Source organism: Streptomyces thermoalcalitolerans, assembly GCF_039525155.1.
Classification (GTDB): Bacteria; Actinomycetota; Actinomycetes; order Streptomycetales; family Streptomycetaceae; genus Streptomyces; species Streptomyces thermovulgaris.
In genome coordinates this window covers 113418-136365 of the sequence record NZ_BAAAHG010000001.1, presented here as the reverse complement: position 1 = coordinate 136365, position 22948 = coordinate 113418, and the positions used below count along the sequence as shown (strand labels likewise).

Sequence of the window (22948 nt, the reverse complement as noted above, 5' to 3'; positions counted from 1 at the left end):
GAGGAGGTCCGCGTGACCGCACCGCCGCCCGTGCTGCTGTTTCCCGGACAGGGCGCGCAGCAGCCCGGTATGGGCGTCGGCCTGTACCGCGCCCACCCGGGCTTCAGAAGCCGTATGGACGAGGTCCTGGAACTGTGGCGCGCACACGGGTTCGACCTGCGCGCCGACTGGCTCGCCGCCCGCCGCGGCCCGGAGACCGACGGCGTGCGCACCGCGCAGCCCCTGCTGTTCTCGCTGAACTGGGCCGTCGGGCGGACCGTCCTCGACGCCGGGGTGCGGCCCGCGGCCCTGCTCGGGCACAGCGTCGGCGAGGTCGTCGCGGCCACCCTCGCCGGCGTCTTCGACCCGGCCGACGCCGTGTCCGTGATGGCGGACCGGATCGCCCACCTCGACGGCACCCCGCCGGGCGGCATGCTCGCCGTGCAGGCGGGCCCCGACGAGGTCGCCCCGTACACCACGGACGAGGTCGTCGTCGGCGCCGTCAACGGGCCCCGCCAGGTGGTGCTCGCCGGTCCCGAGGACGGCCTGCGCACCGCCGAGGAGAAGATGCGCGCCGACGGCTTGACGTGCCGCAGGGCGCGTGCGCTCAACCCCTTCCACAGCCCTGTGCTCATGGAGGCGGCCCTGCGCGCGCTGCCGCTGCTCGCCTCGGTGCCGATCGGTCCGCCCCGGCTGGTGCTGTACTCCGCGTACGAGCCCGGCCCGCTGACGTTTGAACGGGCCCGGGACCCGCGGTTCTGGGCGCTCCAGCCCGCCCGCCCCGTGCTGTTCGGGCCGGCGCTCGACCTGCTGCTCGCCGAGCAGGACGCGGTGCTCGCGGAGGCGGGTCCCGGACAGGGGCTCACCGCGCTCGCGCGCCGCCATCCGAGGGTCGCGAAGGGACAGTCCCGGGCGATCGGCCTGTTGCCCGCGCGGCCCGGCGGCCCGGACGCCGAACGCGCGACCTTCGAAAAGGCCCTCGCCGCACTGGCGGGCGCCCCGACGCCGCACCGGAGGCCGGCTTGACCGCGCCCATGTCCAGGCCGGTTCGAGCGGGTTTCCAGACCGGCTTGACACGGTCACGTTCAGGGGCCGGAGCGCCGGTTCCGGCCGACAGCGAGTGAGGATGCCCATGGAACGACGCGTCGTCATCACCGGAATCGGTGCGGTGGCGCCCGGGGGGACAGGGATCAAGCGGTACTGGGATCTGCTGTCGACCGGGCGGACGGCCACCCGCACGATCTCCCTCTTCGATGCCTCCCCCTACCGCTCCCAGGTCGCGGCCGAGGTCGACTTCCATCCCGCGGCGGCCGGGCTGTCCCCGCAGGAGGAGCGCAGGCTCGACCGCGCGGGCTGGTTCGCGCTGGTCGCCGCCCGGGAGGCGCTCACCGACTCCGGCCTCGACCTGACGGCCTCGCAAGCCGCGCGCACGGGCGTGTCGCTCGGCTGCGCGGTGGGCTGCACCACGTCGATGGAGAACGAGTACGTCGTCCTGAGCGACGGCGGCGCCCACTGGCTCGTCGACCACGAGTACGCGGTGCCCTGGCTCTACCACCACTTCGTCCCGAGCTCACTGGCCGCCGAACTGGCCCGTGAGGTCGGTGCCGGAGGACCGGTGTCACTCGTCTCCGACGGCTGCACCTCGGGCCTCGACGCCGTCGGCCACGGCGCCGACCTGATCCGGGAGGGCAGCGCCGACGTCGTTGTCGCGGGCGGCACCGATGCGCCGATCTCCCCGATCACGCTCGCCTGCTTCGACGCCATCAAGGCGACCACGCCCCGCAATGACGACCCGGAGCACGCCTCCCGTCCCTTCGACAACACGCGCAACGGGCTCGTGCTCGGCGAGGGAGCCGCGGTACTGATCCTGGAGGAACTGGAGCACGCACGATCCCGCGGTGCCCGGATCTACGCCGAGGTCGCCGGGTTCGGCACGCGCAGCAACGCGTACCACATGACCGGGCTGCGCCCGGACGGCGCGGAGATGGCCGAGGCGATCCGGGTCGCGCTCGCGGAGGCGCGGCTCGCGCCCGAGGAGATCGACTACGTCAACGCGCACGGCTCCAGCACCAAGCAGAACGACCGGCACGAGACCGCCGCGTTCAAGACGTCGCTCGGCGAGCACGCCTACCGCGTGCCCGTCAGCTCCATCAAATCGATGATCGGTCACTCGCTCGGCGCGATCGGCGCGCTGGAACTCGTCGCATGCGTCCTCGCGATGGAGCACGGCCTGATCCCGCCGACGGCGAACCTGCACGAGCCCGATCCGCTGTGCGATCTCGACTACGTCCCCCTGACCGCGCGTGAGGCCCGGGTCGACTCCGTCCTCAGCGTCGGCAGCGGCTTCGGCGGCTTCCAGAGCGCCGTCGTCCTCGCCCGCCCCGAAAGGAGCGCCGCGTGACTGCTGCCGCGACTCGTCCCGTGATCACCGGCATCGGCGTCGCCGCTCCCACCGGGCTGGGCGTCGATGCGTACTGGTCGGCCATCGTCGAGGGCGCGAACGGCATTGCGGAGATCACCCGTTTCGACGCCTCCCGTTACCCGGTGCGGCTCGCCGGTGAGGTGCCCGGCTTCGAGGCCGCCGAGCACATCCCGAGCCGGCTGCTGCCGCAGACCGACCACATGACCCGGCTCGCCCTGTACGCGGCGGACGAGGCCTTGAAGGACAGCGGCCTCGACCTCACCGGACTGTCTCCGTACGAGGCGGGCGTCGCCTCGGCCGCGTCGATGGGCGGTTTCGAATTCGGCCAGCGCGAACTGGAGAACCTGTGGAGCAAGGGCGGCCAGTTCGTCAGCGCGTACCAGTCCTTCGCCTGGTTCTATGCCGTCAACACCGGTCAGATCTCCATCCGGCACGGGCTGAAGGGCCCGAGCAGCGCCGTCGTCACCGAGCAGGCCGGCGGGCTCGACGCGATCGGGCACGCACGGCGGCAGATCCGCAAGGGCGCGAAGGTGATGCTCGCGGGCGGCGTCGACGGCGCCTTGTGCCCGCTCGGCCTCGTGGGACAGCTCGCCTCCGGCCGGCTCAGCACCGAGGAACGCCCCGACCGCGCATACCTGCCCTTCGACGAGGCCGCGTCGGGCCATGTCCCGGGCGAGGGCGGGGCGTACCTGGTCCTGGAGGACCCGGCGTCCGCCGCGGAGCGCGGCGCCCGCGTGTACGGCGAACTCGCCGGGTACGCGGCCACGTTCGACCCCGATCCGCGCGACCCCGGGGCCGACGGCCTGGAACGCGCGATCCGCGACGCCCTCGCCGACGCGGATCGCGCCCCCGAGGCCATCGACGTCGTCTTCGCGGACGCGGCCGGCGTCCCCGAGGCGGACCGTGCCGAAGCGGCCGCGCTTGCCGCGGTGTTCGGTGCCCGCGGAGTGCGGGTCGCCGCACCGAAGGCGCAAACCGGCCGCCTCTACGCGGGCGGGGCGGCGCTCGACCTGGCCTCCGCGCTGCTCACCCTGCGCGACGGCAGTGTCCCGCCGACCGCGCACGTCACCTCGCTGGCCGCGGACTGCCCGGTGGACCTGGTGATGGGCGAGGCGCGTCCGCTCACCGGTGACGCGGCGTTGGTCCTGGCCCGCGGCGAGGGCGGATTCAACGCGGCCGCGGTCGTCACGAGCACGAACTGAACCACCCGGCTCCAAAGGCACGGGGCCGCGCGCACCACCGGTAACGACCGGCACACCCCCATCGACGAGTACGCACCCAGGGAAAGGAAACCACCATGAGCACGAACGGAGCCACGGCGCTGAGCATCGACGACTTCACCCGCATCCTGCGCGAGTCGGCCGGCGAGGACGAGGCGGTCGATCTGAGCGGGGACATCGCCGACCTGCCGTTCACGGACCTCGGCTACGACTCCCTCGCTCTGCTGGAAGTGGCCGGCCGGATCGCCCGTGACTACGGGGTCGCTCTCCCCGACGAGGTCCTCGACGGCGCCGAGACTCCCCGGGCCTTCGTCGACCTGGTCAACGCGGCCCTGTCGGGAAGCTGAACGAGAACACCGAAGGCGGGGCCCCGGACCTCCGGGGCCCCGCCTTCCCGGTTCGCCCGGCGTCAGCGGGACAGGGCTCGTTCCGCGGCCTGCTTGGCCAGCATGAGGGTGGCCGTGCTGTTCCTGCCGAGGGATGTGCGTACGAGGTCGCGGGCCGTGTCGAGGGTGGCGTCCGGACCCAGCAGCTCCCGTACCCGGTCGGGGCGCAGGACGACCGTGTGGTGCGAGGTGGCACGCACCCCCTGCTCGATTTCCTCGATGGTCCAGCGACCCGTGTGGGCGGCCATCAGCGGCGGTGTCTCGGTCTGCTTGTACACAAGCCGGTCCGGCGCGAAACCGACCCGTACCGACTTCGTCGTGTGCACCGAACCGTCGGAGGCGAGGGTGTCCATCTCCACCGTCTGCAGGTCCTCGCCGGGCTCGGTCAGCACGAGCCGGCTCACATGCGGAAGCCGCTCTTCCCACAGGTCGGCCCGCCACAGGAAGTCGTACACCGTCCGCTTCGGGCCCGGGATGTCGACATGGTCGGCGAACGACAGCAGCACCCTCGGCTCCACCGCCAGGGACTCGGCCGCTGCCTTCAGCGCGGCCAGCTCGGAGCCGCTGTTGTCGTCGACCGCGCGTTCCACCCACTCGCGGGCCGCTGCGTTGTTGTCGATGACGGTGAAGTCGTGCAGCAGTACGACGCTGCTGCCGCCCGGCGCGGCCTCGACGATCCACTCGCCACCCATCGAGGCGACCGGCGCGGACGAGATCTCCTGACGGAATGTCACCCGCAGCGAGCTCGGATCGAGGGTGCGGCGGGAGGTCCATGACCGCACCTCCCCATGCGCGAACGCCCAGATCCGCAGCCGCTCCGACCGGCCGTCCCCGTCGAGCCTCTCCACGTGCACGGTGGGAGGGAAGATGTGCGGCCAGTTCTCCGCCGCCGCGATCAGCTCGTACACAGTCTTGGGTTCGGCTGCCACATCGATGGCATGACGCGTCCTGACAATGTCTGAGTCCGACATGAAGTGCCCTTTCCGAGGTGTCGCCGCGAGTGTCGGAGGTGCCGCTCCAGCGGCAGTGGAAGCCAACTGGACGACCGGCTGTGCCCCGGCTCGGGGAAAAGGCCCAGGGGAACGACTCGGGGGAACGGCTTGGGGGAACGGCTCGGCCCCGGAACACGAGGCCGGTGAGCGGGCGGTCCCGGTACCCCGGCGGTCCGGTGCCGGCGCGGTGAAGACCCGGAGGCGCATGTCCTGGACGCCCTGGAGACCGAGTTTCTCCACAGCCGCGGCCCCGTGGACGCCGCTCGGCACGGGCCGCCGGCCTTCACCGTCTCGGCGGATGTGGCCCAGGGGCGCAGGGACCCGGACGCGGGGAGCTCGGGGCACAGGGAGACCAAGGACAGGGGAAGCGGCTACCGGCCGTTGCCCGCGGCGTACTTGGCGGTGTACTGCTGGGCGATCTCCAGTTGTTCGCGTTCCATCCAGGGGGCGGCCACGAGGACGTCGGGCAGCGTCTCCCGTTCCGTGGTCACCGCGCGGAACAGGCGGGACACGGTCACGTCGTGGTCCGGGCGGTGCACGACGGTGATGCGGTCGCCCGCGCTGACGTCGCCCGCCTCGAGGACGCGGAGCATCGCTCCGGGGGACGCGGCGCGGGTGAAGCGGCGTACCCAGCCCTTCTCGCCGAGCCAGCCGGCGAAGGTGCGGCAGGGGATGCGTCCGCCGGTCACCTCCAGGACGGCGTCGGGGCCGACCCGCCAGCGTTCTCCGATCAGCGCGTGGCGGAGGTCCAGGCCCAGGGTGGTCAGGTTCTCGCCGAAGGAGCCGTTGGCCGGCGTCCGGTTCAGCTCCCGCTGCCAGTCGTCCAGGTCCTCCCGGGCGAAGGCGTACACGGCGCGGTCGGCGCCGCCGTGGAACCGCAGGTCGCACACCGTGTCGCCGCTGACTCCGCTGCCCGCGAGGCCGGGTGGCCCTGCCGGGGCCACCCGGACCGGCCCGTCCACCGGCCGCTTGTCGATCCCCGTCGTGCCGCTCGGGGCGTCCGTGCAGGGCACCGGGCGGGCCCGGCCGACGTTGACGCTGAGCACGGAGCCGTGCGGGCCGTGCGAGTCGTGCGAGCCGTTCACGCGTCGGACCGGCGTGTTGTCGTCTCGGAGCCCGCGGCCGATGGGGTCCGAGGAGTGGTGGTCCGGGGAGCGAAGGGGCAGCGCCACTGCTCGTCCGTCGGCATCCCCGAGTACTGACGCGCCTCGGACGCCTCGCCGAATTCGGCGAGGTTCGGGTTGATGGAGCCCTGCAGGCGCATCTCGCGCTCACGGATGCGGTGCTGGAGCTTTGCGTAGACGCCGTTCTCCACCAGCCGGCGGAACTGGTGGTGCGAGTTGAACGCCATCGCCGGGTACGGGAAGCGCCGGGTGATCCTCGACGCGTTCTCGTGCAGGCCCACGACGAAGAACGGGTGTCCGGCCACACTGAAGCCGAACCTCGGGGAGTCCGGATCCGGGTCCGCGCCCTCCGCCCAGGCGAAGCCGCGGTCGGCGTCGAAGGCGTGCAGAGCGGACAGCTGCTTCCACAGCAGGGTGTGGAACTCGGGCTCCGAAAGCCCCAGCGGGCCCTCGAAGACGGCGACGAGGGTGGCGAAGTTCTGCTCGGGGTGGAGGTCGCGCGAGACGAACTCGGTGAGGGCGCCGTGGAGCGCGGTCGTCGCGCTCTCGGTGCCCATGACCCCCACATGGGCTTGGCGCAGGCTCCCGCGGTGCAGGGCCGACTTGGCCCCCAGGCAGGAGAACTCCTCGCTCTCGATCCAGGCCGTCAACTGGTCATGGACGGATACGGCTGTCATAAGACCTCTCCCTCAGATCCCTCGGAGCTCTTCCTCGGTATGCCGGCCGGTGTGCTGTGCGGTGCGGTTGTGCTGCGTGCCTTTCGGCTGCATGCCTTTCGGCCGGTCGCGCGGCGCTGCTTGTCGCCGCTCGTCGCTTCCCGTCGCCCCGGCACCGTGCTCTCCTTGTTCTCCTTCGTTCTCCTTCGTTCTCCTTCAGCGCGGCGCTCCCCTTCAGCACGGCACGATGCGGGTCGCCACGGACCGTGCGTCACCCGCCGTCAGGAGGTCCGACGGCCGCAGGCGCCACCCGCGTTCGCGCAGCGCGCCGCTCACCCGGAGGGCGACGAGCGAGTCCCCGCCGTGGGCCAGGAAGTCGTCGTCGGGGCCGAAGTCGGGGGCGCGGAGCAGGGTGCGGACCAGGTCGAGGAGCAAAGTGAGTTCCGCGGCCTCGTCCGTCGTGCCGGCCCCGTCCGCCGTGCCGGCCTTGTCCGTGGTGCCGGCACCGGCCGCGGGCGTCGCAGCGGGCGTGGGTGCGTCGTCCGCGGGTGCGGGGGCTTCCTGAGCCGTGGTCTTCGGCGCGGGTCCCGCGTACTCCTCCGCGAGCATCGCTGCCACGGCACGGCGGTCGATCTTGCCGGAGGTGGTCAGCGGAAGCGCGTCGCGGACCCGTATCAGGCCGGGGACCAGGTGGGAGGGCAGGCGTGTGCGCAGATCCTCGCGGATCTGCTCGGCCGTCGGGCCGTCCGCGGTCACCGAGAGCGCGGCGGCCAGGACGCGCCCGCCGGTCCCGGTCCCGTCGTCCAGGGCCACCGCGGCGGCCGCGGTGACGCCCGGTGTGGCGATCAAGTGCCGGTCCACTTCGTCGAGTTCGATCCGGTAGCCGCGGACCTTGACCTGGTTGTCGAGGCGGCCGAGGAACTCCAGCGCGCCATCCCGGTGGCGTACGACCAGATCGCCGGTGCGGTACATCCGCGCACCGGCCGTCGCGGCGAACGGGTCGGGGCGGAAGCGCTCGGCCGTGCGCTCCGGGTCGCCGAGGTACCCGTGGGCGAGCGGACTCCCGCCGACCCAGAGCTCACCGGGGCTTCCGTCCTCGACCGGACGCCGGTCGGTGTCGAGGACGTAGAGCCGGCGGTCGCCCACCGGGCCGCCGATGGGCAGCCCGGCCGTGGCCGGGACGGGCTCGTTCGCCCGCAGGACGAAGGCCGTGCAGGTCACCACCGTCTCGGTCGGCCCATAGCCGTTGACCAGCGTGCAGTGGCCCAGCGGTCCGCTCCGGTGCACATGGACGTCCTTCGTGCTCGCCCCCTCGCCGCCGATCACGACGGTGCGCACGCCGTCGAAGGAGAGGCCGGCGCCCCGCGCTCCCTGCATCTGGGCGCAGACCAGACGCCAGTAGGCGGTGGGGAGCTGGAGCACCGACACCCCCAGGTCGCGCACCCGGCGGGCGAGCTCCGCCGGGCTCAGGGCGCGGTCGGCGGAGTCCAGGAAGGCCACCGTGCCGCCGACGGCGAGGGTCGGCCAGATCTCCTCCTGGGCGACGTCGAAGCCGAGCCCCGCGAACTGGAGCACGGTGTCGGTGTCGCGCAGTTCGAGGAGGTCGCCGATGCCGGCGGTGTGGTCGGCGAGGGCGTCCTGGCCGACGAGCACTCCCTTGGGGGTGCCGGTCGACCCCGAGGTGTAGATGACATAGGCCGCCCGGTCCTGGGGGCCGCCGGTCACCGCACGCGGGGAGGAGACCGTGTCCGCGAGTGCCCGGGGGCCGTCGGCCTCGACGACGGCCCGGGCGCCCGAACGGCTCAGCAGCCGGTCGCGGTACACATCGGGGGCGGCGGCGTCCATGGGCAGGAAGGCGGCGCCGGCGTGCCAGCACGCCAGCATGGCGACGACCGCGCCGGGGCCGGAGGGCAGCCTCAGCCCGACGACGTCACCGACGCCGACTCCGAGTGCCGACAACTCGCCGGCGGCCTTCTGCACACGCTCCCACAACTCGGCGTAGGTGACGGTCGTGTCGGCGGTCCGCAGGGCGACGCGCTCGCGGACCGCCGGGTCCGGGTGCTCGGCCGTCGCGGCGATCCGGTCGGCCACCCAGGGGAGAGAGGCGGCAGGGGCAGGAGGACGGGTGATGCTGAGGGAAGTCATCGCGTACCTGACTCAGTAGGGAGATTCGGACGGTCATCAGGGGCCGGGGCATCCGCGGGTTCGGCCGGTGCCGGCCGCAGCCGCCGGCCGCCGGCCAGGGCGACCAGGAAGCCGGCGCCGCCGCAGAGGGCCGCGAAGGCGTAGGCGGCCTGCGAGCCCTGGAAGTCCACGAGGTGGCCGCTCATCGAGGAGCCGATGGACACCCCGAGCCAGAGAGCCGTGGACTGCCAGGCCAGCGCCTCCGTGCGGTGGGAGGCGGGCACGCCGTCCACGACCAGCATCATGGCGACGATCATGGCGGGACTGGAGCTCGCCCCCGCCAGCAGAAGCACAAGACCGGCTCCGGCGACGTGGTGGACCACGAGCATCGGCAGGATCCCGGCCGCCATGATCAAAGCCGAGACCCACAGGATCCGCGGCAGCGGAGCCGACCACTCCCGCGCCCCGTACGCCACTCCCGCCACGGAACTGCCGATCGCGTAGATCCCCAGCAGGACCCCTGCCATGAAGGGCTGGTGCTTCTCGTCGGAGAACGCCACGGTGGCCACGTCGATCGAGCCCCACATGCCGCCGAAGCACAGGTTCAGCGCCCCCACGAGGGCCACCGGTCCCAGGAACAGGGCGCTCTTCCCGGCCCTGGGGCCGGGCTTGCGCTGCGGCTCCGTGCGCCGGCTGAGCGAGAGCAGGACACTGCCGCCGCACACCAGGGCCAGCGCGCAGACGAGGCCCGCGGCCGGGCTCACCCCGACGGCGAGCGAGGTGGCGACGACCGGGCCGACGATGAAGACGATCTCGTCGACCAGGGACTCCAGGGCGAAGGCCGTCCCCTTCAGGGACGAGCCCTCCAGCAGCCCGCTCCAGCGTGCCCGCACCATCGAGCCGAACGCGGGGGTCGCCGCACCCGTCAGCGCCGCCGTGACGAACAGGACCCACAGCGGTGTCCCGTCGTTCAACGTGCTCACGACGAACGCGCCGCCGCCGGCCGCGCACAGCGCCGCGCAGCAGAGCAGGACCTTGTACTGCCCCACCCGGTCGGCCACGCGCGCCAGTTGAGGCGCGGCCACCGCGTACCCGACCGCGGAGACGGCCGACAGCGCACCCGCGGTGCCGTAGTCGTCCCGTGTCGCGGAGACGAAGAGCAGGATGCTGAGACCGGTCATGCCCAGCGGGAACCTGGCGAGCATGCCGGGAAGGAAGAACCCCCACGCTCCCGGGACCGACAGGACCGTGCGGTAGCGCGCGATTCCCGAGGTCATCGCTTCGACTCGGCCACGAAGCCCGCGACCAGGCGTGCGAGGGCGTCCGTCTCCTCGAAGTGGACGGCATGACCGGCGTCGAGGTCGTGCGTCTCCAGGTCGGGACGGCTCCGGAGGAAGGCGCGCACGCGGTCGTTGTCGACCAGCCTGTCCCGGGTGCCGAACACCGCCCGTACCGGCAGCGACCCGATGCGCCCGTAGTCCGTCTCCGACTTGACGGCGATGGCCTCCCAGGAGTCGATCGTGCCGACCGTCACATGGGAGAGCTTCAGCTTGTCGTCCTCGATGGCCGCGAGCCACTCCGCACGGTCGGTGAAGTCGGCCGGACGCAGCGGCACCCTGATGAAGGGACGCGTCGGCTCGACGGTGATGCCGAGCTCCTCGACGACCCCCAGGGCGGCGTCGATCGAGCGGTCCAGCACGTCGGAGTAGCGGTCGTTGAAGAAGAAGCCGGGGCAGACCATGAGCAGGCTCGTGAGGATCCCGCGGTCGGCGAGTTCGGCCGCGACGACCGTCGCCACCTGGGCGCCGAAGCACCAGCCGGCCAGATGGACACGGGCGCCGGGACGGGCCTCCTTGAGGCCGCGCAGCAGCAGCGCGATGTCCTGGACGGCCAGGTCGCCGTTCGGGATGTGGCCGCGGCCTGCGTTGAGTCCCGAGCCGCGCAGGTCGACGGCGAGGAAGGCGATGTCGTCGCCGAGTCCGGCGAGCCGGGTGCCGAGCGGTGCCTGCCAGCCCGCGTGACTCATGCCGCCGTGCAGCATCACCACGAGGTCCGCGGCGCTCTCGGCGCCCCAGAGCCGGTAGTGCGTGACATAGCCGTCCGGCTGCTCGAAGGTGTGCACGCCCTCCAGGGCGGTCTGGGCAATCACTGCTGTTCCCTCCTCTGTGACGCCGGGATGTCCTGTGGCGCCGGGTTGTCCTGTGGCGCCGGGTTGTCCTCGGTGCAGGCGAGCGCCTCGACCTCGACGCGCAGCGCGGGGGTGGCCAGTGCGGCCACCGTCATGACGGTCATGCAGGGGCGCAGATCGCCCAGCCACTCGCTCAGCAGCCGGCGCCGGCGCTGGAGGTCGACCTCGCCGGCGAAGCAGAACGTCAGCTTGACCAGGTCCTCCTGGCGCATCCCGGCCGCCTCGAGATTGGCCGTGAGGTTGTCCAGCGCGATGCCGAGCTGCTCGATCGGGTCCTCGGGGATCTCACCGGCGGGGGTCATGCCGATCTGGCCGGAGAGCACGAGCCACCGGACCGGACCGGTGATCTCGGCCTGATGCGAGTACGTGGCGAGCGGTGCCGCGATCCCCCGGGGATTTCGGAAGGTCTTCACGAAGGTTCTCTGTTCCCTTTCGGATGGACGGGTTCCGTTCGGGCGGGCGGGCTTCGGTCAGGCGGACGGGCTCTGTTCGAGCGGACGGGTTCCGGCGTGGGCGAGGGCGTCCACACACGTCGTGATCCGGTCGGTGGTGTCGCGGACGGAGCCGTCGGGGTTCTCGGCGATCTGCGCCAGGACGGCCTCGTACAGGCGCGCCAGGTCGTCCACCACGCCCTGCGGCAGGAGCCTGCCGTCGGCGTTGAGGGTGATCTCCAGCGTGGAACGGTTCGGGTCACGGCCCACGGTCGCGAGGAACGGCGCGTCGGTGTGCTCGAACCACCGGACACCGGTGAGGTGCCCGCCGGAGTGGACTGCGTCCGCATACGCGGGGAAGTCCGTGTAGTTGAACAGCGCGGAGTAGCGGGGCCATTCGTCCGGGCCGTCGCCGGCCGCGGCGCAGCGGCGGTGGGCGAGCGCACGCATCTCGAACCGGAACACCTGCTCGATGAGCTGGGGCCATGTCTGGTCCTCGATCCGGACCCGGTGCGGCTGGAAGTTGAGGAACATCCCGACCAGTTCCTGCGCGTCGTCGGTCTCGGGGCGGCCGTGGGTGAACACCCCGGTCAGCACGTCGGGCTCGCCCGTGGCCAGGGCCAGCACCCGCAGATGCGCGGCGAGCAGGAGGTGCTTGAGCGGGTGCCCGGTGCGACGCGCGACCTCGCGCAGCCGGGCCTCCCGGTCGGGCGGGAGGACGACGGTCGCCTCGGCCCAGCGGGAGCCGCCGTCGGACGGGCAGCGGGGCTGCCATGCCCCGGGGTGGCCCGCGAGGACGTCGTGCCAGAACGCCCGCGACTCGGCGGAGGAGCGGGCGGCCGTCTCGGCCATGACGTAGTCGCGGAAGGAGCCGGCCCTGGCGCCGGAGGGGGCAGGCCCGGTCTCGCCTCCTGCTGCGGCACCGGCGGTGGAGGCGCCGGATGCGCCGATGTCCGAGGCGTACGACAGGAGGAGGTCCCGGACGAGGAGGGAGAGGCTCCAGCCGTCGATGACCGCGTGATGGAAGCTCAGCGAGAGCACGAAGCGGTCCGCCGCGGTGCGGTGCGCCGCGAACCTGATGAGGCCGGGCCGCTCCCAGCGGAAGCCCGAACCGCGTTCCTGCTCGAACCACTCGTCGGCCGCCGCGGGGTCGTCCACGGCGTCGACCACGGTGAGATCGGGCTCGACCGAGGCGTACACGAGCTGCCGGGGAACGGGGGACGCCAGGTCGACGGCGGCGCGCAGCGTCTCGCAGGACGCGATCATCCGCCGCAGCGCGGCGCGCAGCCGGGAGGCGTCGAGCGGCAGCGCGACGGAGTAGGCGAAGACGTCGTGGTAGGCGGACTGGGCGGGGTCCCGCCGCGTCGCCTGGATCATCCGGAGCTGGGTGGCGGTGAGGGGATAGGCGTCGACGACTCCCGGGGGAAGCCCGTCGGGCGAGGTGTCCGGGGATTCCCCGGTGCTGCCCGTCGACTCCGTGGTCCCGGACTCGGGCGTCCGCGTTGCCAGCCTGCGGACCAGGGCCCGGACCGTGCGTGCCTCCATCACGTCGCGCAGTGCGGCACCGGGGAACTGCTTGCGCAGCTTGGCGAGGATGCGGATGGAGCTGATCGAGTCCACGCCGGCGTCGAGGTAGTTCTCCTCCGCCCCGAGCGTCTCGCGGCCGACCGCCTTCGCGATGACCGCGGCGACGGCACGCTCCGCGGCGTCCCGGCCGCCGTCGGAGGCTTCTTCTCCCGCGTACCGTTCCAGGGCGGCGAGGAGTTCGCCCAGGAACTGCTCCACGGTGGAGGCCGTGATCCGCCCCCGGTCGTGGGACACGGCGAGCTGCGTCGCGCCGGCGAAGTGGTCCCGGTGCACATGGACGGTCATCGGGAAGCTGGTGACCTCGAAGTACCGGGCGCTCTCGATCGACACCGTGCCCCGCGTGGCGGCGTCGGTGTCACCGGCCGCCGCGTAGGAGTGGAAGTCGGTGTAGTTGAAGACCACGTCGAAGAGCGCCCCGCCCCGCTGCCGCTCGATGTCGGCGAGGGGGAGCCGCTGGAGCGGGACGAGTTCCCGCTCGCGCTCGAAGACCGAGACCGGCAGCTTGGCGTCGTCCGCCTCGCGCACCTCGACGGGCAGCGGGAGGGTGTTCAGGAACAGGCCGACCATCTCGCTGCCGCCGGGCACGTCCGGACGGCCGTTGCCGACCAGCCCGGTGATCACGCGCGACCTGCCGGTCAGGGCCGCCAGGGCCGCACAGTGCGCGGCCAGATAGAGCGACTTGAGCGGGAGCCCGAGGGCCGCGGCGCGCAGCCGCAGCCGCTCCTCCAGCTCCGCCGGAACGACCCGCTCCAGCACCGCGGTCTCGATCGTCCCCGGCGCCGTGGAGCCGAGGCGGTCCGCCAGCAGCGTCGGGGAGAAGCCGTCGAGCAGCCCGCGCCAGGCCTCCTGCTCCGCCGGGCGCCCGGCGCTCTCGCGCTCCAGCGCCACATAGGTGCCGTAGCGGGGTTCCGGGGCGGCGCCCGCCGTCCGGCCGGCCGGGAGCCCGGCGCAGCGGCGCCGGATCTCCTCGACGACCAGGGCGACGCTCCACCCGTCCAGGATCAGGTGGTGGAAGGAGAACGCCAGGTTGACACGGCCGTTGCCCCGGACGTGGGCGCAAAAGCGCAGGGGCGGCCTGGCGAGGTCCAGCGGGCGGCGCTTCTCGGCGTCGATCCACTCCTCGATCGCCCGGTCCTGTGCGTCGGAGGGCAGATTGGTGAGGTCCACGACCTCCAGGGACGGCGCGGCGCCGGGCGCGTCCGGGCGGAGCACGACCTGGAGCGGCTCGCTGTAGCGCTCCAGGTCGAAGCAGGAGCGCAGCTGGGCGTGGTGTGCCACGGTCTGACGCACGGCGCGGGCCAGGTCGGCCGGATCGGCCACACCGGTGAACTCGTAGTCGAAGATGTCGTGGTAGACGGGGGAGTCCTCGTCGAGCAGCGAGTGGTAGATCATGCCCGACTGGAGCTTCGTCAGCGGCCAGGCGTCCTCCGCCTCCGCGGGGAGCGCCGCCTTGTCGTCGTCCGTCAGCAGGCCGAACGCCTCGGTGGCGGCCGGCTCGGGCGACGCCGGGTCCCCGCGCCTCAGCGAGGCGGCGAGCTCCGCGACCGTGGTGTGGGTGAACACATCGCGCAGATTGACCGCGTATCCGGCCGCGCGCAGCCGGGAACTGACGCGCAACGCCATGATCGAGTCCCCGCCGAGGGCGAAGAAGTTGCTGTCCGCGCCGACCGGCGCCCGGAGCCCGAGGACCTCCTGCCAGGCATGGGCCACGTCCCGCTCGGCGGCCGTGGCGGGCGGGCGGCCGGCCCGGTCGGCCGGGGCCGCGTGGGCCGCCGGTGAGGGCAGGGCACGCCGGTCCAGCTTGCCGTTGGGAGTGGTGGGCAGCTGCGGGACCTCGACGATGTACTGCGGGACGAGGAACTCGGGCAGCAGCTTGTGCAGCCGGGCCCGCAGGTCGTCGGGGTCGAACGCGGTGCTCACGACATAGGCGGCCAGCGCCTGCGTGGGACCGGAGGTGTCCACGACGACGGCCGCGTCCTGGACGTGGGGCAGGTCGCGCATGACCGCGGCGATCTCGTCGGGCTCGATCCGCAGACCGCGCAGTTTGACCTGGTTGTCGATGCGTCCCAGGTACTGGATCTGACCGTCCGGCAGGAAGCGGGCCAGGTCGCCGGTGCGGTAGAGACGGGCTCCCGGAGCCGTCCCGTAGGGGTCGGAGAGGAACACCTTGGCGTTGAGGTCGTCGCGCCGGTGGTACCCGGTCGCCACGGCGACGCCGCCGATGCACAGCTCCCCGGGAACGCCGATCGGCTGAAGCTGCAGGTTCCGGTCCAGGACGTACAGCCGCACATTGTGGATGGGCCTGCCGATGGGGACGAGATCTCCCGGGTAGTCGGTCCGGCAGGGCCAGTGCGAGACGTCGATCGCGGCCTCGGTCGGGCCGTACAGGTTGTGCAGTTCGCAGAAGGGGAGCGTGGCGGAGAAGACCTCGATGGTCTTGCGGGGGAGTGCCTCGCCGCTGCAGACGACCCGCTTGAGCGAGCCGCAGTACTGGGCGAGTTCCTCCGCCTCCAGGAACACGTTCAGCATCGAGGGGACGAAGTGCACGGTCGTGACGGCCCGGGACCGGATGACCTCCTTGAGGCAGTCGGGGTCGCGGTGTCCGCCGGGCCGGGCCACGACGATGGCGGCCCCGGTCATCAGTGGCCAGAAGAACTCCCACACCGAGACGTCGAAGCTGTACGGGGTCTTCTGGAGCACCCGGTCCCCTCCGGCACCGCCGGTCAGCGGGAAGGCGGACTGCATCCAGTGGAGCCGGTTGGCCAGCGCGTCATGACGGTTGATCACGCCCTTGGGCCGCCCCGTGGACCCGGAGGTGTAGATCATGTACACGGGGGAGCCGGGCTCCAGGTCGCGGACGGGATCGGTGTCGTCCTCGCGGTCCAGGGACTCGTCGGGGAGGACGAGGAGCCGGGCGGTGGTGCCGTCGAGGGTGTGGCGGTGGTGCTCCTGGGTGAGGATCAGCGGGACATCGGCGTCCTGGATCATGAACTCGATCCGGGCGGCCGGGTATTCGGGGTCGATGGGCACGTACGCGTAGCCCGCCTTGACGATGGCGAGCAGCGCGATCACCATCTCCGCGGAGCGCTCCATGAACACCCCGACGAAGGGACCGGCCCCGGTCTCCTTCAGGAGGGCGCGGATGCGGTGCGCCACCTGGTTGGCCCGCCGGTTCAGCTCGTCGTACGTGTACGTCGTGCCCTCGAACTCGACGGCCAGACTGCCGGGGCTGCGCCGGACCTGCTCCTCGATGACGTCGACGACCGTACCGTCCGGGTGGGCGACCCGCGTGTCGTTCCAGTCGCCGAGGATCAGCTCCCGCTCCTCGTCGCGGATCATCGGCACCGTGCCCACCGGTGCGTCGACGCCGGCGTCGGCCAGCGAGGCCAGCAGCCGCGCGTAGTTGCGCAGGATCCGCTCCGCGGTGTCCCGGGTGAACAGGTCCGTGTTGAACTCGAGCTCGAACTCGTACGTGTCGTCGGCCCGGTTGACGTACAGCATCAGGTCGAACTTGGCGGCGGTCCGGCGGACGGGGTGGTACCGGCAGACCAGTTCCGGTCCGAGGTCGAGCGAGGGACGGCCGTCGAGCAGTGTGAGCATGGTCTGGAAGACCGGGTTGTGGTTCTGTGCCCGCCTGGCCCCGAGCGCCTCGACGATCTTCGGATACGGCGCGTCGCCGTCGTCCAGCAGACGCTCGGCGGCCTTCTGGGCGCCGGACAGCACGGTGCGGAAGGTGTCGTCCGGGTCCACCGGCACGAACAGGGGCAGGGTGTTGACGTAGCAGCCGACCTGTTCCAGGTCATCGGCGCCCGGCCTGTTCAGCACCGTGGTGCCGATGACGAAACCCTCCTGACGGGTGTAGCGGTGCAGCAGCAGCGCATAGGCGGCGAGGAACACCGGGAACGCGGTGCTGCGGCAGCTGCGGGCGCATTCCTTCAGCAGCGGTTCGACGTCCGCGCCGGGCACGGTGATGACCGTGCTGTCGCCGCGGAAGGTCTGCACCGCGGGTCGTGGGCGGTCCAGCGGCATGCCGAGCAGTTCCGGGGCATCGGCCAGCGACCGGCGCCAGCGCTCGACGGCGGCCGCCTGCTTCTCGGCCGCGGCCTCCGACCGGCTCTCCGCGACGAAGGCACGGAACGCGGCACCGGAGACGGGCCGCTGCGGCAGGCGTCCGGTGGCCACCAGGGTGCGGTAGTTCTCCGCGATCTCGTCCAGGACCAGGCGGAGGCTCCAGTCGTCGATGACGATGTGGTGAGCCGTCAGGCCGAGAAGCCAGAGGCCGCCGGGCAGCGCCGCCACGACCGCCCGCAGCAGGGGAGCCGTGCCCAGGTCGAACGGCCGCCGGTGGTGCTCGGCGAGCACCTCCTCCGCCCTCAGACGGGCCTCGGCGGCGGGCAGGGTGCGCAGGTCGACCACGGCCGTACTGTCCGCGAGGGTGTCGTCGACGGGGTGCACCGTGGCCCGCGGCCCGTCGGGGGTCTCGTGGAACGTCGTGCGGAGTGCGTCGTGCCGCAGGACGGTGGCCCGGATGGCGCGGCACAACGCGTCCGGATCGAGGTCGCCGGATGTTTCGAAGGCCACCGATTCGTTGTACGCGGGCTCGTCGGAGCCGGCGAGTTCATGGAAGAGCCAGAGGCTTTCCTGGGTGTACGAGAGCATGCTTGCGCCTGTGTCCGGTTCCCCGGCCATACCGCACTCCAAACGTGGAACGAAACCTGACCGTTGATGTGCCGTGCTCTGCACGGGCGATGGGGGTGCGCTGGGATGTGCTGGAGCTGCAAGGGATCGGCGCCCCGCCGCGGGAGATCCGGGGCACCCGGATGCTCCGGACACGGCTTTGGGCCGTGCCCTGTCCGGTAGGCCGGGTGGGGCGTCGCTGTCCGTGTCCCGGCACGCCGACGAGCCCGGGTTTTCCGGTTCTTGCGACGACAGGGGACTGATGCCGTGGGCCCGGCAGGGCGGACCGGACCCGGACCGCGGCTAGGAAGCGGTCGTCTCGTGGAACGGGTCGAACACCTCGTCGTACGGGCGCAGGACCGAACTCAGGGTGTCCGGCGCCGTGTGCGCACCCGAACAGTCGTCCGTGACGGGCTCAGTGCTGATCGAGACGTGGTCGGCGGCCGTGCGGGCCAGCCGGGCGGCCGTGTCGGCGTCGTCGGCGTGGACGATGACATGCCCGCAGCGGTCGTCCGACCAGCGGAGCTCGGGCACCACCGAACCCGCCTCCACACTCACCGACACCTCGACCACTCCGTCGACGGCCTGCGCCTTGTCCACGCCGGTGACGGAGGTGACGACCCCCGGGGCCGCGGTCAGGAAACGGATGGCGGCCGCGCCGCGGGCGGGATGCAGATGACCGTCGAGCGGGGCGCCCTCGCCGACGAGGCGATAGGCGGCCTCCTCCATGTCGACCCCGTACACCATCCTGACGAGATCGTTGATCCGGTCGCCTCCGCGGCGGGTGTGCGACTCGACGATCCGCGGTCCCTCGGCGGTGAGGATGATCTCCGTGTGCGACGGGCCGTCCTCGAGGCCGACCGCGTCGAGCAGCCGTACCGTCACCTCGCGGATCCGGTCGAACTGCTCCTCCGTCAAGGGTGCCGGGATGACGTGTCCGAGTTCCACGGTGCCGCCCCCGGTGTCCTTGGCGGTCACCGCGATGATCGTGTGCCGGCCCGACTCGGAGAAAGCCTCCACGCTCAGCTCGGGGCCGACCAGAAGCTTCTCGACCTGGAACTCACCGAGCTCGAACGACTGACACCAGGCCCATACCTCGTCGACGTTCTCGACCGACTCGATCCGGCGCACTCCGAGGCTGCCCGAGCCCTTGGTCGGTTTGACGATGGACGCCCCGTGCGCGGCGACGAATGCGCGGAGCTGCTCCTGGGTGGGATTGACCGCGTAGGGAACGGCCCCGATGCCCTTCTCGTTCAACAGGGCCCGCATCGCGGACTTGTCGTGCAGCAGCCGGGCACAGCGTTCCGAGGTGCCGGGAATCCCCAGGACGTCGGTCAGATGACCGGCCACCAGCTGTGCCGCCTCGGTCTGTGTGACGATCCTCGTGATCGGTGCGATCCGATGCAGCGCGGTGGCCATCGCGACAGCACTGGGCACATGCTGGTAATCCACCAGAACGAGCTGCCGGCAGTACGGAATCAACGCCGGATCGAATTGCGACGGCTTCTGCATATAGACGACGTCTACGCCGGCTGATTTCGCTTTGGAAACTAATCGAATGCTGTCCCCGATAACGAGTACACGCCCCCGTGGCACGATCATCCCCCGTTTCTGATCGCTCTCCTTCGAGCTGTTGGTGAGGCTAGCACAACCGTAGCCACCCATTCGGAGATTCCGCGAGGATCGGCGGGCGGCCAGGCTCGCCCAGGGCTCCTGCCTGCGGAGATGAAGATTCCGTGGAGGCCGGTATTCGTCTTGCAGACAAGGTTCCGCAACCTTTCGTCGACGGTGTTCCCTTCCGCTTCCGGCTCCGTTTGATGACGTAGTGAAGGATTGTGCCTCTTCATCTCTTGTGAGACGTGTGTGATTGGTCCCTGTCCGCGTGGAGTGTACGCAGGAGGGGGTAACAAGATCCCGATGTCTTTCGGCCATCATCCGTTGACCGGGGGCGGGAGTGACGCGATGTTGTTCAACGCCGATTGGTCATGGAATCCCGCTCCTTTGGCCGTTGAATCCAGTCGCGCCGGCCAGTAGTGCTTCGTTGTCTTGGGTGCTCTCTGCTGGTGGTGGGCATCGTCCTGGCATGAGGCCGGGGGGAGGTGGAACGGCTCCGGGGGTGGTCGCCGATGCCGGCTACGGCGCCGGCGCCCCTTTCCGGCTCGGCCCTGAGGAACGGGGACTGTCCTGTGTGCCGGCCCTGACCGGGAGGAGGCCGCCCGCCCGGAGCAGGCCCGGCCGCCCCGGGCTTCGTCCACCGGGACGTCACCGCGGAAGAACCGGGCCTCGTCCTGGCAGGCGCGACAGAGGACCTTACGGGCGAACGGCTGCACCGATGGTGACCGAAACCCACTGCCGGACCGCGGTCTCCTTCAGCTCTCCATTACCTGGCAGGTAATTGAGGGGCCTTCAGACTCGTCGTTACGGTCGCGGAGCCGGACAGTGCTTCTCGCGAGCGGGGGTTATTCGGTTGAAAGGACGCCGATGCATCGATGACGGGGGTTTCGAGGGCGTCGACCCGTCCGGCACGGTCCGGCAGTCCCTCGCCCCGCCCCGACCGCGGCGCGCTCGACCGAATCGCCCTGGAGTCGTTTCTGCCCGCGGATGCCGCGACCCGGGCCGTCCTCGACTCCCGGCACACGTACCGGCGGGCCGCTCCCGTCTCTTCGCATCCGCTCAGCGCACGCCCTGGACAACGGCATGCGTACAACGAAAGGAAGGCACCATGACGTCACCCCGGACCGCGGACACCGCACCGGTGAGGAACAGCGCCCGCCCTGACGGATTGCTGCGCCTGGCCCTGGCGGTCGACGTGGTTCTCACCGGCGTCAACGGCCTCGGCTATCTCGCACTGGCCACCGTCCTGGACCCGGTCCTGGGGGTGGAGCGTTCGGTGCAGTACCCCATCGGCGCGTTCCTCACGGTGTACGCGCTGTGGATCCTGTTCGTCCTCAGACAGGAGCGCATCAGCCGTGGCGCCGTCGGCGTCGTGATCACCCTGAACGCCCTGTGGACCGTGGCCAGCATCCTGACGGCCGTCACCGACGCACTGAGCAGCACGGCTGTCGGCACGGCATGGATCGTGCTGCAGGGCCTGGTCGTGGGCGCCATGGCGACCGTTCAGTACGTGGGTCTGCGCCGTATGTGACCTCTGCCCCGCGGTCAGGGGCACAGCGCGTCATCCCACGCGAGGAACCGGAGCGCCGTCGTGCCGGGCGGCGCGCCGGCCTCGGCCGAAGCGCAGTGTCCCCCACGGGTCGGGTCTTCCTTCAGGGATTCAGCGTCCTTGGAAGGAGGAGAGGGGCCGCGGACACAGTCGGCGCAGCCAGGGGCGTGCGACGTGCTCGAGCTCGATTCCGGCAGTGCGGGCTGATGTCTTCCTGGCACGGAACCGACCTGGTCGTCGGGCGCTGTATCGCGTCGTCGTCCCTTCGAACGGACTGGGCCCGTCCAAACCCCGAAGGCATTTCCAGCCGTCCTGGAATGGTGAGATCCGGGTACGCGGAGCGCGGCGTTTCAGCCATGTCGCGGGCGCCTTCCCGCTCGGTTTCCGGCTGCGGATCACCGGACGGCCTAGTATGAGCAAATGCGCAGGCAGACGAGACCTCAGGGAATCGGCCCGATGCTCCGGGAGTGGCGTAAGAGGCGCAACCTGAGTCAACTTGCGCTCGCACTTCAGGCAGACACGTCCAGCCGCCATCTCAGCTTCATCGAGACAGGGCGCGCGGTGCCCAGCCGGGAACTCGTGCTCCGGCTCGCCGAGCAGCTCGACGTACCCCTGCGTCAGCGCAACTCCCTGCTGATGGCCGCGGGTTACGCGCCTGTCTACGAGGAGACGCCCATCAGTGAGACGCAGATGGCCCGGGTCGGCGAGGCCATCAACCGCCTGCTGGCGGGGCACGACCCGTACCCCGCTGTGATCTTCGACTCGGCCATGAACCTGCGACGGGCCAACAGGTCCGCCATGGCGCTCCTGGACGGCGTTTCCGCGGAGTTGCTGAGGCCGCCGGTCAACGTCATGCGGCTGGCCCTGCACCCGGAGGGGCTGGCCCCCCAGAATCCTCAACTTCGCCGAATGGCGCATGCATCTGCTCGGCAGGCTGCGCCGGGACGCCGCGTTCACCAACAACGAGTGCCTGGTGTCCCTTTACGACGAGGTCAGCGCCTACCGGTATCCCCAGGGCACGGCCGGCCCGGAACGGAGCACCGATCCGGAACACGCGGACGGCCGGCAGATCGTGACTCCCCTGCGCATCAAGGTGCTGGGAAGCGAGCTCAGTCTCTTCAGCGCCCTGACCGTGTTCGCGGCACCCGCCGACATCACCTTGGCCGAACTGACCATTGAGACGTTCTATCCCGCCGACGCACGCACGGCGACGGTTCTGCACTCCTACTACCAGGACATGAATCAGGACATGAATCAGGACATGAATCAGGACATGAACCAGGACATGGACAGGGACGAGCCCGCCCGGTGAGCTCGTCGGGCTCCGGAGACGTCCCGTCGACGTCCTCGATGACGAAGCGGACACCATGGGCACGCAAGGTCTGCTCGAATCCCGGCAGTTCGGCGAGGACGCCGACAGGGACGGCCTCCAGCACACCGGGCGCGAAACCCTTCTCCCTCGTCACGACCGCGATCAGGTACGGCCCGCACAGCAGCCCGGCCCCCGAGCTGCCGCTCCATCCCGACCGGCCCGGCACGACACCCACGTCGACATGCACCGTGGCCGTTCGCGACTTCATGCCGTGCAACGGGTCCACATGGCCACGTATCGGCATGGTGTCCCGTGCGCGGTCGGGACGTATGACCGCGTCGGGGAACCCAAGGCCGAGGCAGGGCACGCGTTCCTCGCCCACGATGCGCCCGAACCGCACCGGCGAGGTCATCGGCGGCCGCCAGTGCGGCCCGGTGATCCGCAGCAGCGCGCCGTCCGCGTCCGGCGACACCTCGGAGGCCGCCACGTCCGGCAGCCACACCAGTTCGGCGGCCGTCCAGTCCGTGCGGCCCTCCGGGTCCAGTTGCCGGACCTCCACACCACCGCCCATCCGGACCCCGTCCACGACGTGGTGCGCGGTGAGCACCACGTCGTCACCGATCAGGTATCCGCTGCCCGACTTCCCGAGGACCGGATTCCAGATCTCCATGACCCGTGCGTGGTCCA

The 22948-nt window shown here is 71.3% G+C and carries 17 protein-coding genes and 3 pseudogenes; 9 read left to right on the top strand and 11 right to left on the bottom strand.

The window, feature by feature from the left end; genetic code table 11:
• Positions 1–12: 12 nt before the first annotated feature.
• The 4 genes from ABD224_RS00565 (at position 13) to ABD224_RS00550 (ending at position 3968) form a co-directional block, all read left to right on the top strand.
• Entirely contained in the window at positions 13–1005 is a 993-nt protein-coding gene (locus ABD224_RS00565; protein ID WP_344045461.1) for an acyltransferase domain-containing protein, read from the top strand.
• Positions 1006–1111: 106 nt separating this feature from the next.
• Positions 1112–2380 (top strand): beta-ketoacyl-[acyl-carrier-protein] synthase family protein, encoded by a 1269-nt coding sequence (locus ABD224_RS00560; protein ID WP_344045459.1) that lies wholly within the window; start codon positions 1112–1114, stop codon positions 2378–2380.
• Positions 2377–3603 (top strand): ketosynthase chain-length factor, encoded by a 1227-nt coding sequence (locus ABD224_RS00555; RefSeq protein ID WP_344045457.1) that lies wholly within the window; start codon positions 2377–2379, stop codon positions 3601–3603. The genes ABD224_RS00560 and ABD224_RS00555 overlap by 4 nt, the downstream gene beginning before the upstream one ends.
• Positions 3604–3698: 95 nt before the next feature.
• Positions 3699–3968 (top strand): acyl carrier protein, encoded by a 270-nt coding sequence (locus tag ABD224_RS00550; protein ID WP_344045455.1) that lies wholly within the window; start codon positions 3699–3701, stop codon positions 3966–3968.
• Between the two features lie 62 nt (positions 3969–4030).
• Here ABD224_RS00550 and ABD224_RS00545 read toward each other — a convergent pair whose 3' ends face one another.
• From ABD224_RS00545 to ABD224_RS00505, 9 genes are all read right to left on the bottom strand, one after another.
• Entirely contained in the window at positions 4031–4978 is a 948-nt protein-coding gene (locus tag ABD224_RS00545; protein WP_344045453.1) for an aromatase/cyclase, read from the bottom strand.
• 392 nt (positions 4979–5370) lie between these two features.
• The gene (locus ABD224_RS00540) at positions 5371–6084 is read right to left on the bottom strand and encodes an MOSC domain-containing protein (protein WP_344045451.1); all 714 of its coding nucleotides are present in this window, start codon (positions 6082–6084) and stop codon (positions 5371–5373) included.
• Positions 6081–6800 (bottom strand): guanitoxin biosynthesis heme-dependent pre-guanitoxin N-hydroxylase GntA, encoded by a 720-nt coding sequence (gene gntA, locus ABD224_RS00535; RefSeq protein ID WP_344045449.1) that lies wholly within the window; start codon positions 6798–6800, stop codon positions 6081–6083. The genes ABD224_RS00540 and gntA overlap by 4 nt, the downstream gene beginning before the upstream one ends.
• Positions 6801–7013: 213 nt before the next feature.
• Entirely contained in the window at positions 7014–8924 is a 1911-nt protein-coding gene (locus ABD224_RS00530) for a non-ribosomal peptide synthetase (RefSeq protein ID WP_344045447.1), read from the bottom strand.
• Positions 8921–10180 (bottom strand): MFS transporter, encoded by a 1260-nt coding sequence (locus ABD224_RS00525; RefSeq protein ID WP_344045445.1) that lies wholly within the window; start codon positions 10178–10180, stop codon positions 8921–8923. The genes ABD224_RS00530 and ABD224_RS00525 overlap by 4 nt, the downstream gene beginning before the upstream one ends.
• Entirely contained in the window at positions 10177–11052 is an 876-nt protein-coding gene (locus ABD224_RS00520) for an alpha/beta hydrolase (protein ID WP_344045443.1), read from the bottom strand. The genes ABD224_RS00525 and ABD224_RS00520 overlap by 4 nt, the downstream gene beginning before the upstream one ends.
• Positions 11049–11504 carry a RidA family protein gene (locus ABD224_RS00515; RefSeq protein ID WP_344045441.1) on the bottom strand — a complete coding sequence of 152 codons (456 nt, stop codon included), beginning with the start codon at positions 11502–11504 and terminating at the stop codon, positions 11049–11051. Before ABD224_RS00515 ends, ABD224_RS00520 begins: the two co-directional genes overlap by 4 nt.
• 57 nt (positions 11505–11561) lie before the next feature.
• Positions 11562–17768, bottom strand: a complete 6207-nt coding sequence (locus tag ABD224_RS00510; protein ID WP_344045439.1) for an amino acid adenylation domain-containing protein — start codon at positions 17766–17768, stop codon at positions 11562–11564.
• A 321-nt stretch (positions 17769–18089) separates the two neighbouring features.
• Positions 18090–19388, bottom strand: a complete 1299-nt coding sequence (locus ABD224_RS00505; protein ID WP_344045437.1) for an ATP-grasp domain-containing protein — start codon at positions 19386–19388, stop codon at positions 18090–18092.
• 481 nt (positions 19389–19869) lie between these two features.
• Between ABD224_RS00505 and ABD224_RS00500 the strand changes: the two genes are divergently transcribed.
• From ABD224_RS00500 to ABD224_RS00490, 3 genes and pseudogenes are all read left to right on the top strand, one after another.
• Positions 19870–20181, top strand: a complete 312-nt coding sequence (locus tag ABD224_RS00500) for a transposase (protein WP_344045435.1) — start codon at positions 19870–19872, stop codon at positions 20179–20181.
• A gap of 327 nt (positions 20182–20508) precedes the next feature.
• The gene (locus tag ABD224_RS00495) at positions 20509–20931 is read left to right on the top strand and encodes a hypothetical protein (RefSeq protein WP_344045433.1); all 423 of its coding nucleotides are present in this window, start codon (positions 20509–20511) and stop codon (positions 20929–20931) included.
• A 438-nt stretch (positions 20932–21369) separates the two neighbouring features.
• Positions 21370–21519, top strand: a pseudogene (locus tag ABD224_RS00490) (helix-turn-helix domain-containing protein); the annotation flags it as partial.
• Between the two features lie 89 nt (positions 21520–21608).
• On the opposite strand, the gene ABD224_RS00485 reads toward ABD224_RS00490, so the two are convergent.
• Positions 21609–21749 (bottom strand): hypothetical protein, encoded by a 141-nt coding sequence (locus ABD224_RS00485; protein WP_344045430.1) that lies wholly within the window; start codon positions 21747–21749, stop codon positions 21609–21611.
• Here ABD224_RS00485 and ABD224_RS00480 point away from each other — a divergent pair.
• Positions 21700–21816 (top strand): annotated as a pseudogene (locus tag ABD224_RS00480) (transcriptional regulator); the annotation flags it as partial. The gene ABD224_RS00485 and the pseudogene ABD224_RS00480 sit on opposite strands and share 50 nt — an antisense overlap.
• Before the next feature lie 49 nt (positions 21817–21865).
• The gene (locus ABD224_RS00475; protein WP_344045428.1) at positions 21866–22261 is read left to right on the top strand and encodes a hypothetical protein; all 396 of its coding nucleotides are present in this window, start codon (positions 21866–21868) and stop codon (positions 22259–22261) included.
• Between the two features lie 160 nt (positions 22262–22421).
• Here ABD224_RS00475 and ABD224_RS29405 read toward each other — a convergent pair.
• A pseudogene (locus ABD224_RS29405) lies at positions 22422–22931 on the bottom strand (trypsin-like peptidase domain-containing protein); the annotation flags it as partial.
• Positions 22932–22948 lie beyond the last annotated feature (17 nt).

Coding starts and splice junctions, on each gene's coding strand:
- ABD224_RS00485 (WP_344045430.1), bottom strand. CDS start 21,749: ATGGCGGACCTGTTGGCCCGTCGCAGGTTCATGGCCGAGTCGAAGATC.
- ABD224_RS00500 (WP_344045435.1), top strand. CDS start 19,870: ATGAGGCCGGGGGGAGGTGGAACGGCTCCGGGGGTGGTCGCCGATGCC.
- ABD224_RS00510 (WP_344045439.1), bottom strand. CDS start 17,768: ATGCTCTCGTACACCCAGGAAAGCCTCTGGCTCTTCCATGAACTCGCC.
- ABD224_RS00505 (WP_344045437.1), bottom strand. CDS start 19,388: ATGATCGTGCCACGGGGGCGTGTACTCGTTATCGGGGACAGCATTCGA.
- ABD224_RS00475 (WP_344045428.1), top strand. CDS start 21,866: ATGCATCTGCTCGGCAGGCTGCGCCGGGACGCCGCGTTCACCAACAAC.
- ABD224_RS00525 (WP_344045445.1), bottom strand. CDS start 10,180: ATGACCTCGGGAATCGCGCGCTACCGCACGGTCCTGTCGGTCCCGGGA.
- ABD224_RS00550 (WP_344045455.1), top strand. CDS start 3,699: ATGAGCACGAACGGAGCCACGGCGCTGAGCATCGACGACTTCACCCGC.
- ABD224_RS00495 (WP_344045433.1), top strand. CDS start 20,509: ATGACGTCACCCCGGACCGCGGACACCGCACCGGTGAGGAACAGCGCC.
- ABD224_RS00530 (WP_344045447.1), bottom strand. CDS start 8,924: ATGACTTCCCTCAGCATCACCCGTCCTCCTGCCCCTGCCGCCTCTCTC.
- ABD224_RS00545 (WP_344045453.1), bottom strand. CDS start 4,978: ATGTCGGACTCAGACATTGTCAGGACGCGTCATGCCATCGATGTGGCA.
- ABD224_RS00560 (WP_344045459.1), top strand. CDS start 1,112: ATGGAACGACGCGTCGTCATCACCGGAATCGGTGCGGTGGCGCCCGGG.
- gntA (WP_344045449.1), bottom strand. CDS start 6,800: ATGACAGCCGTATCCGTCCATGACCAGTTGACGGCCTGGATCGAGAGC.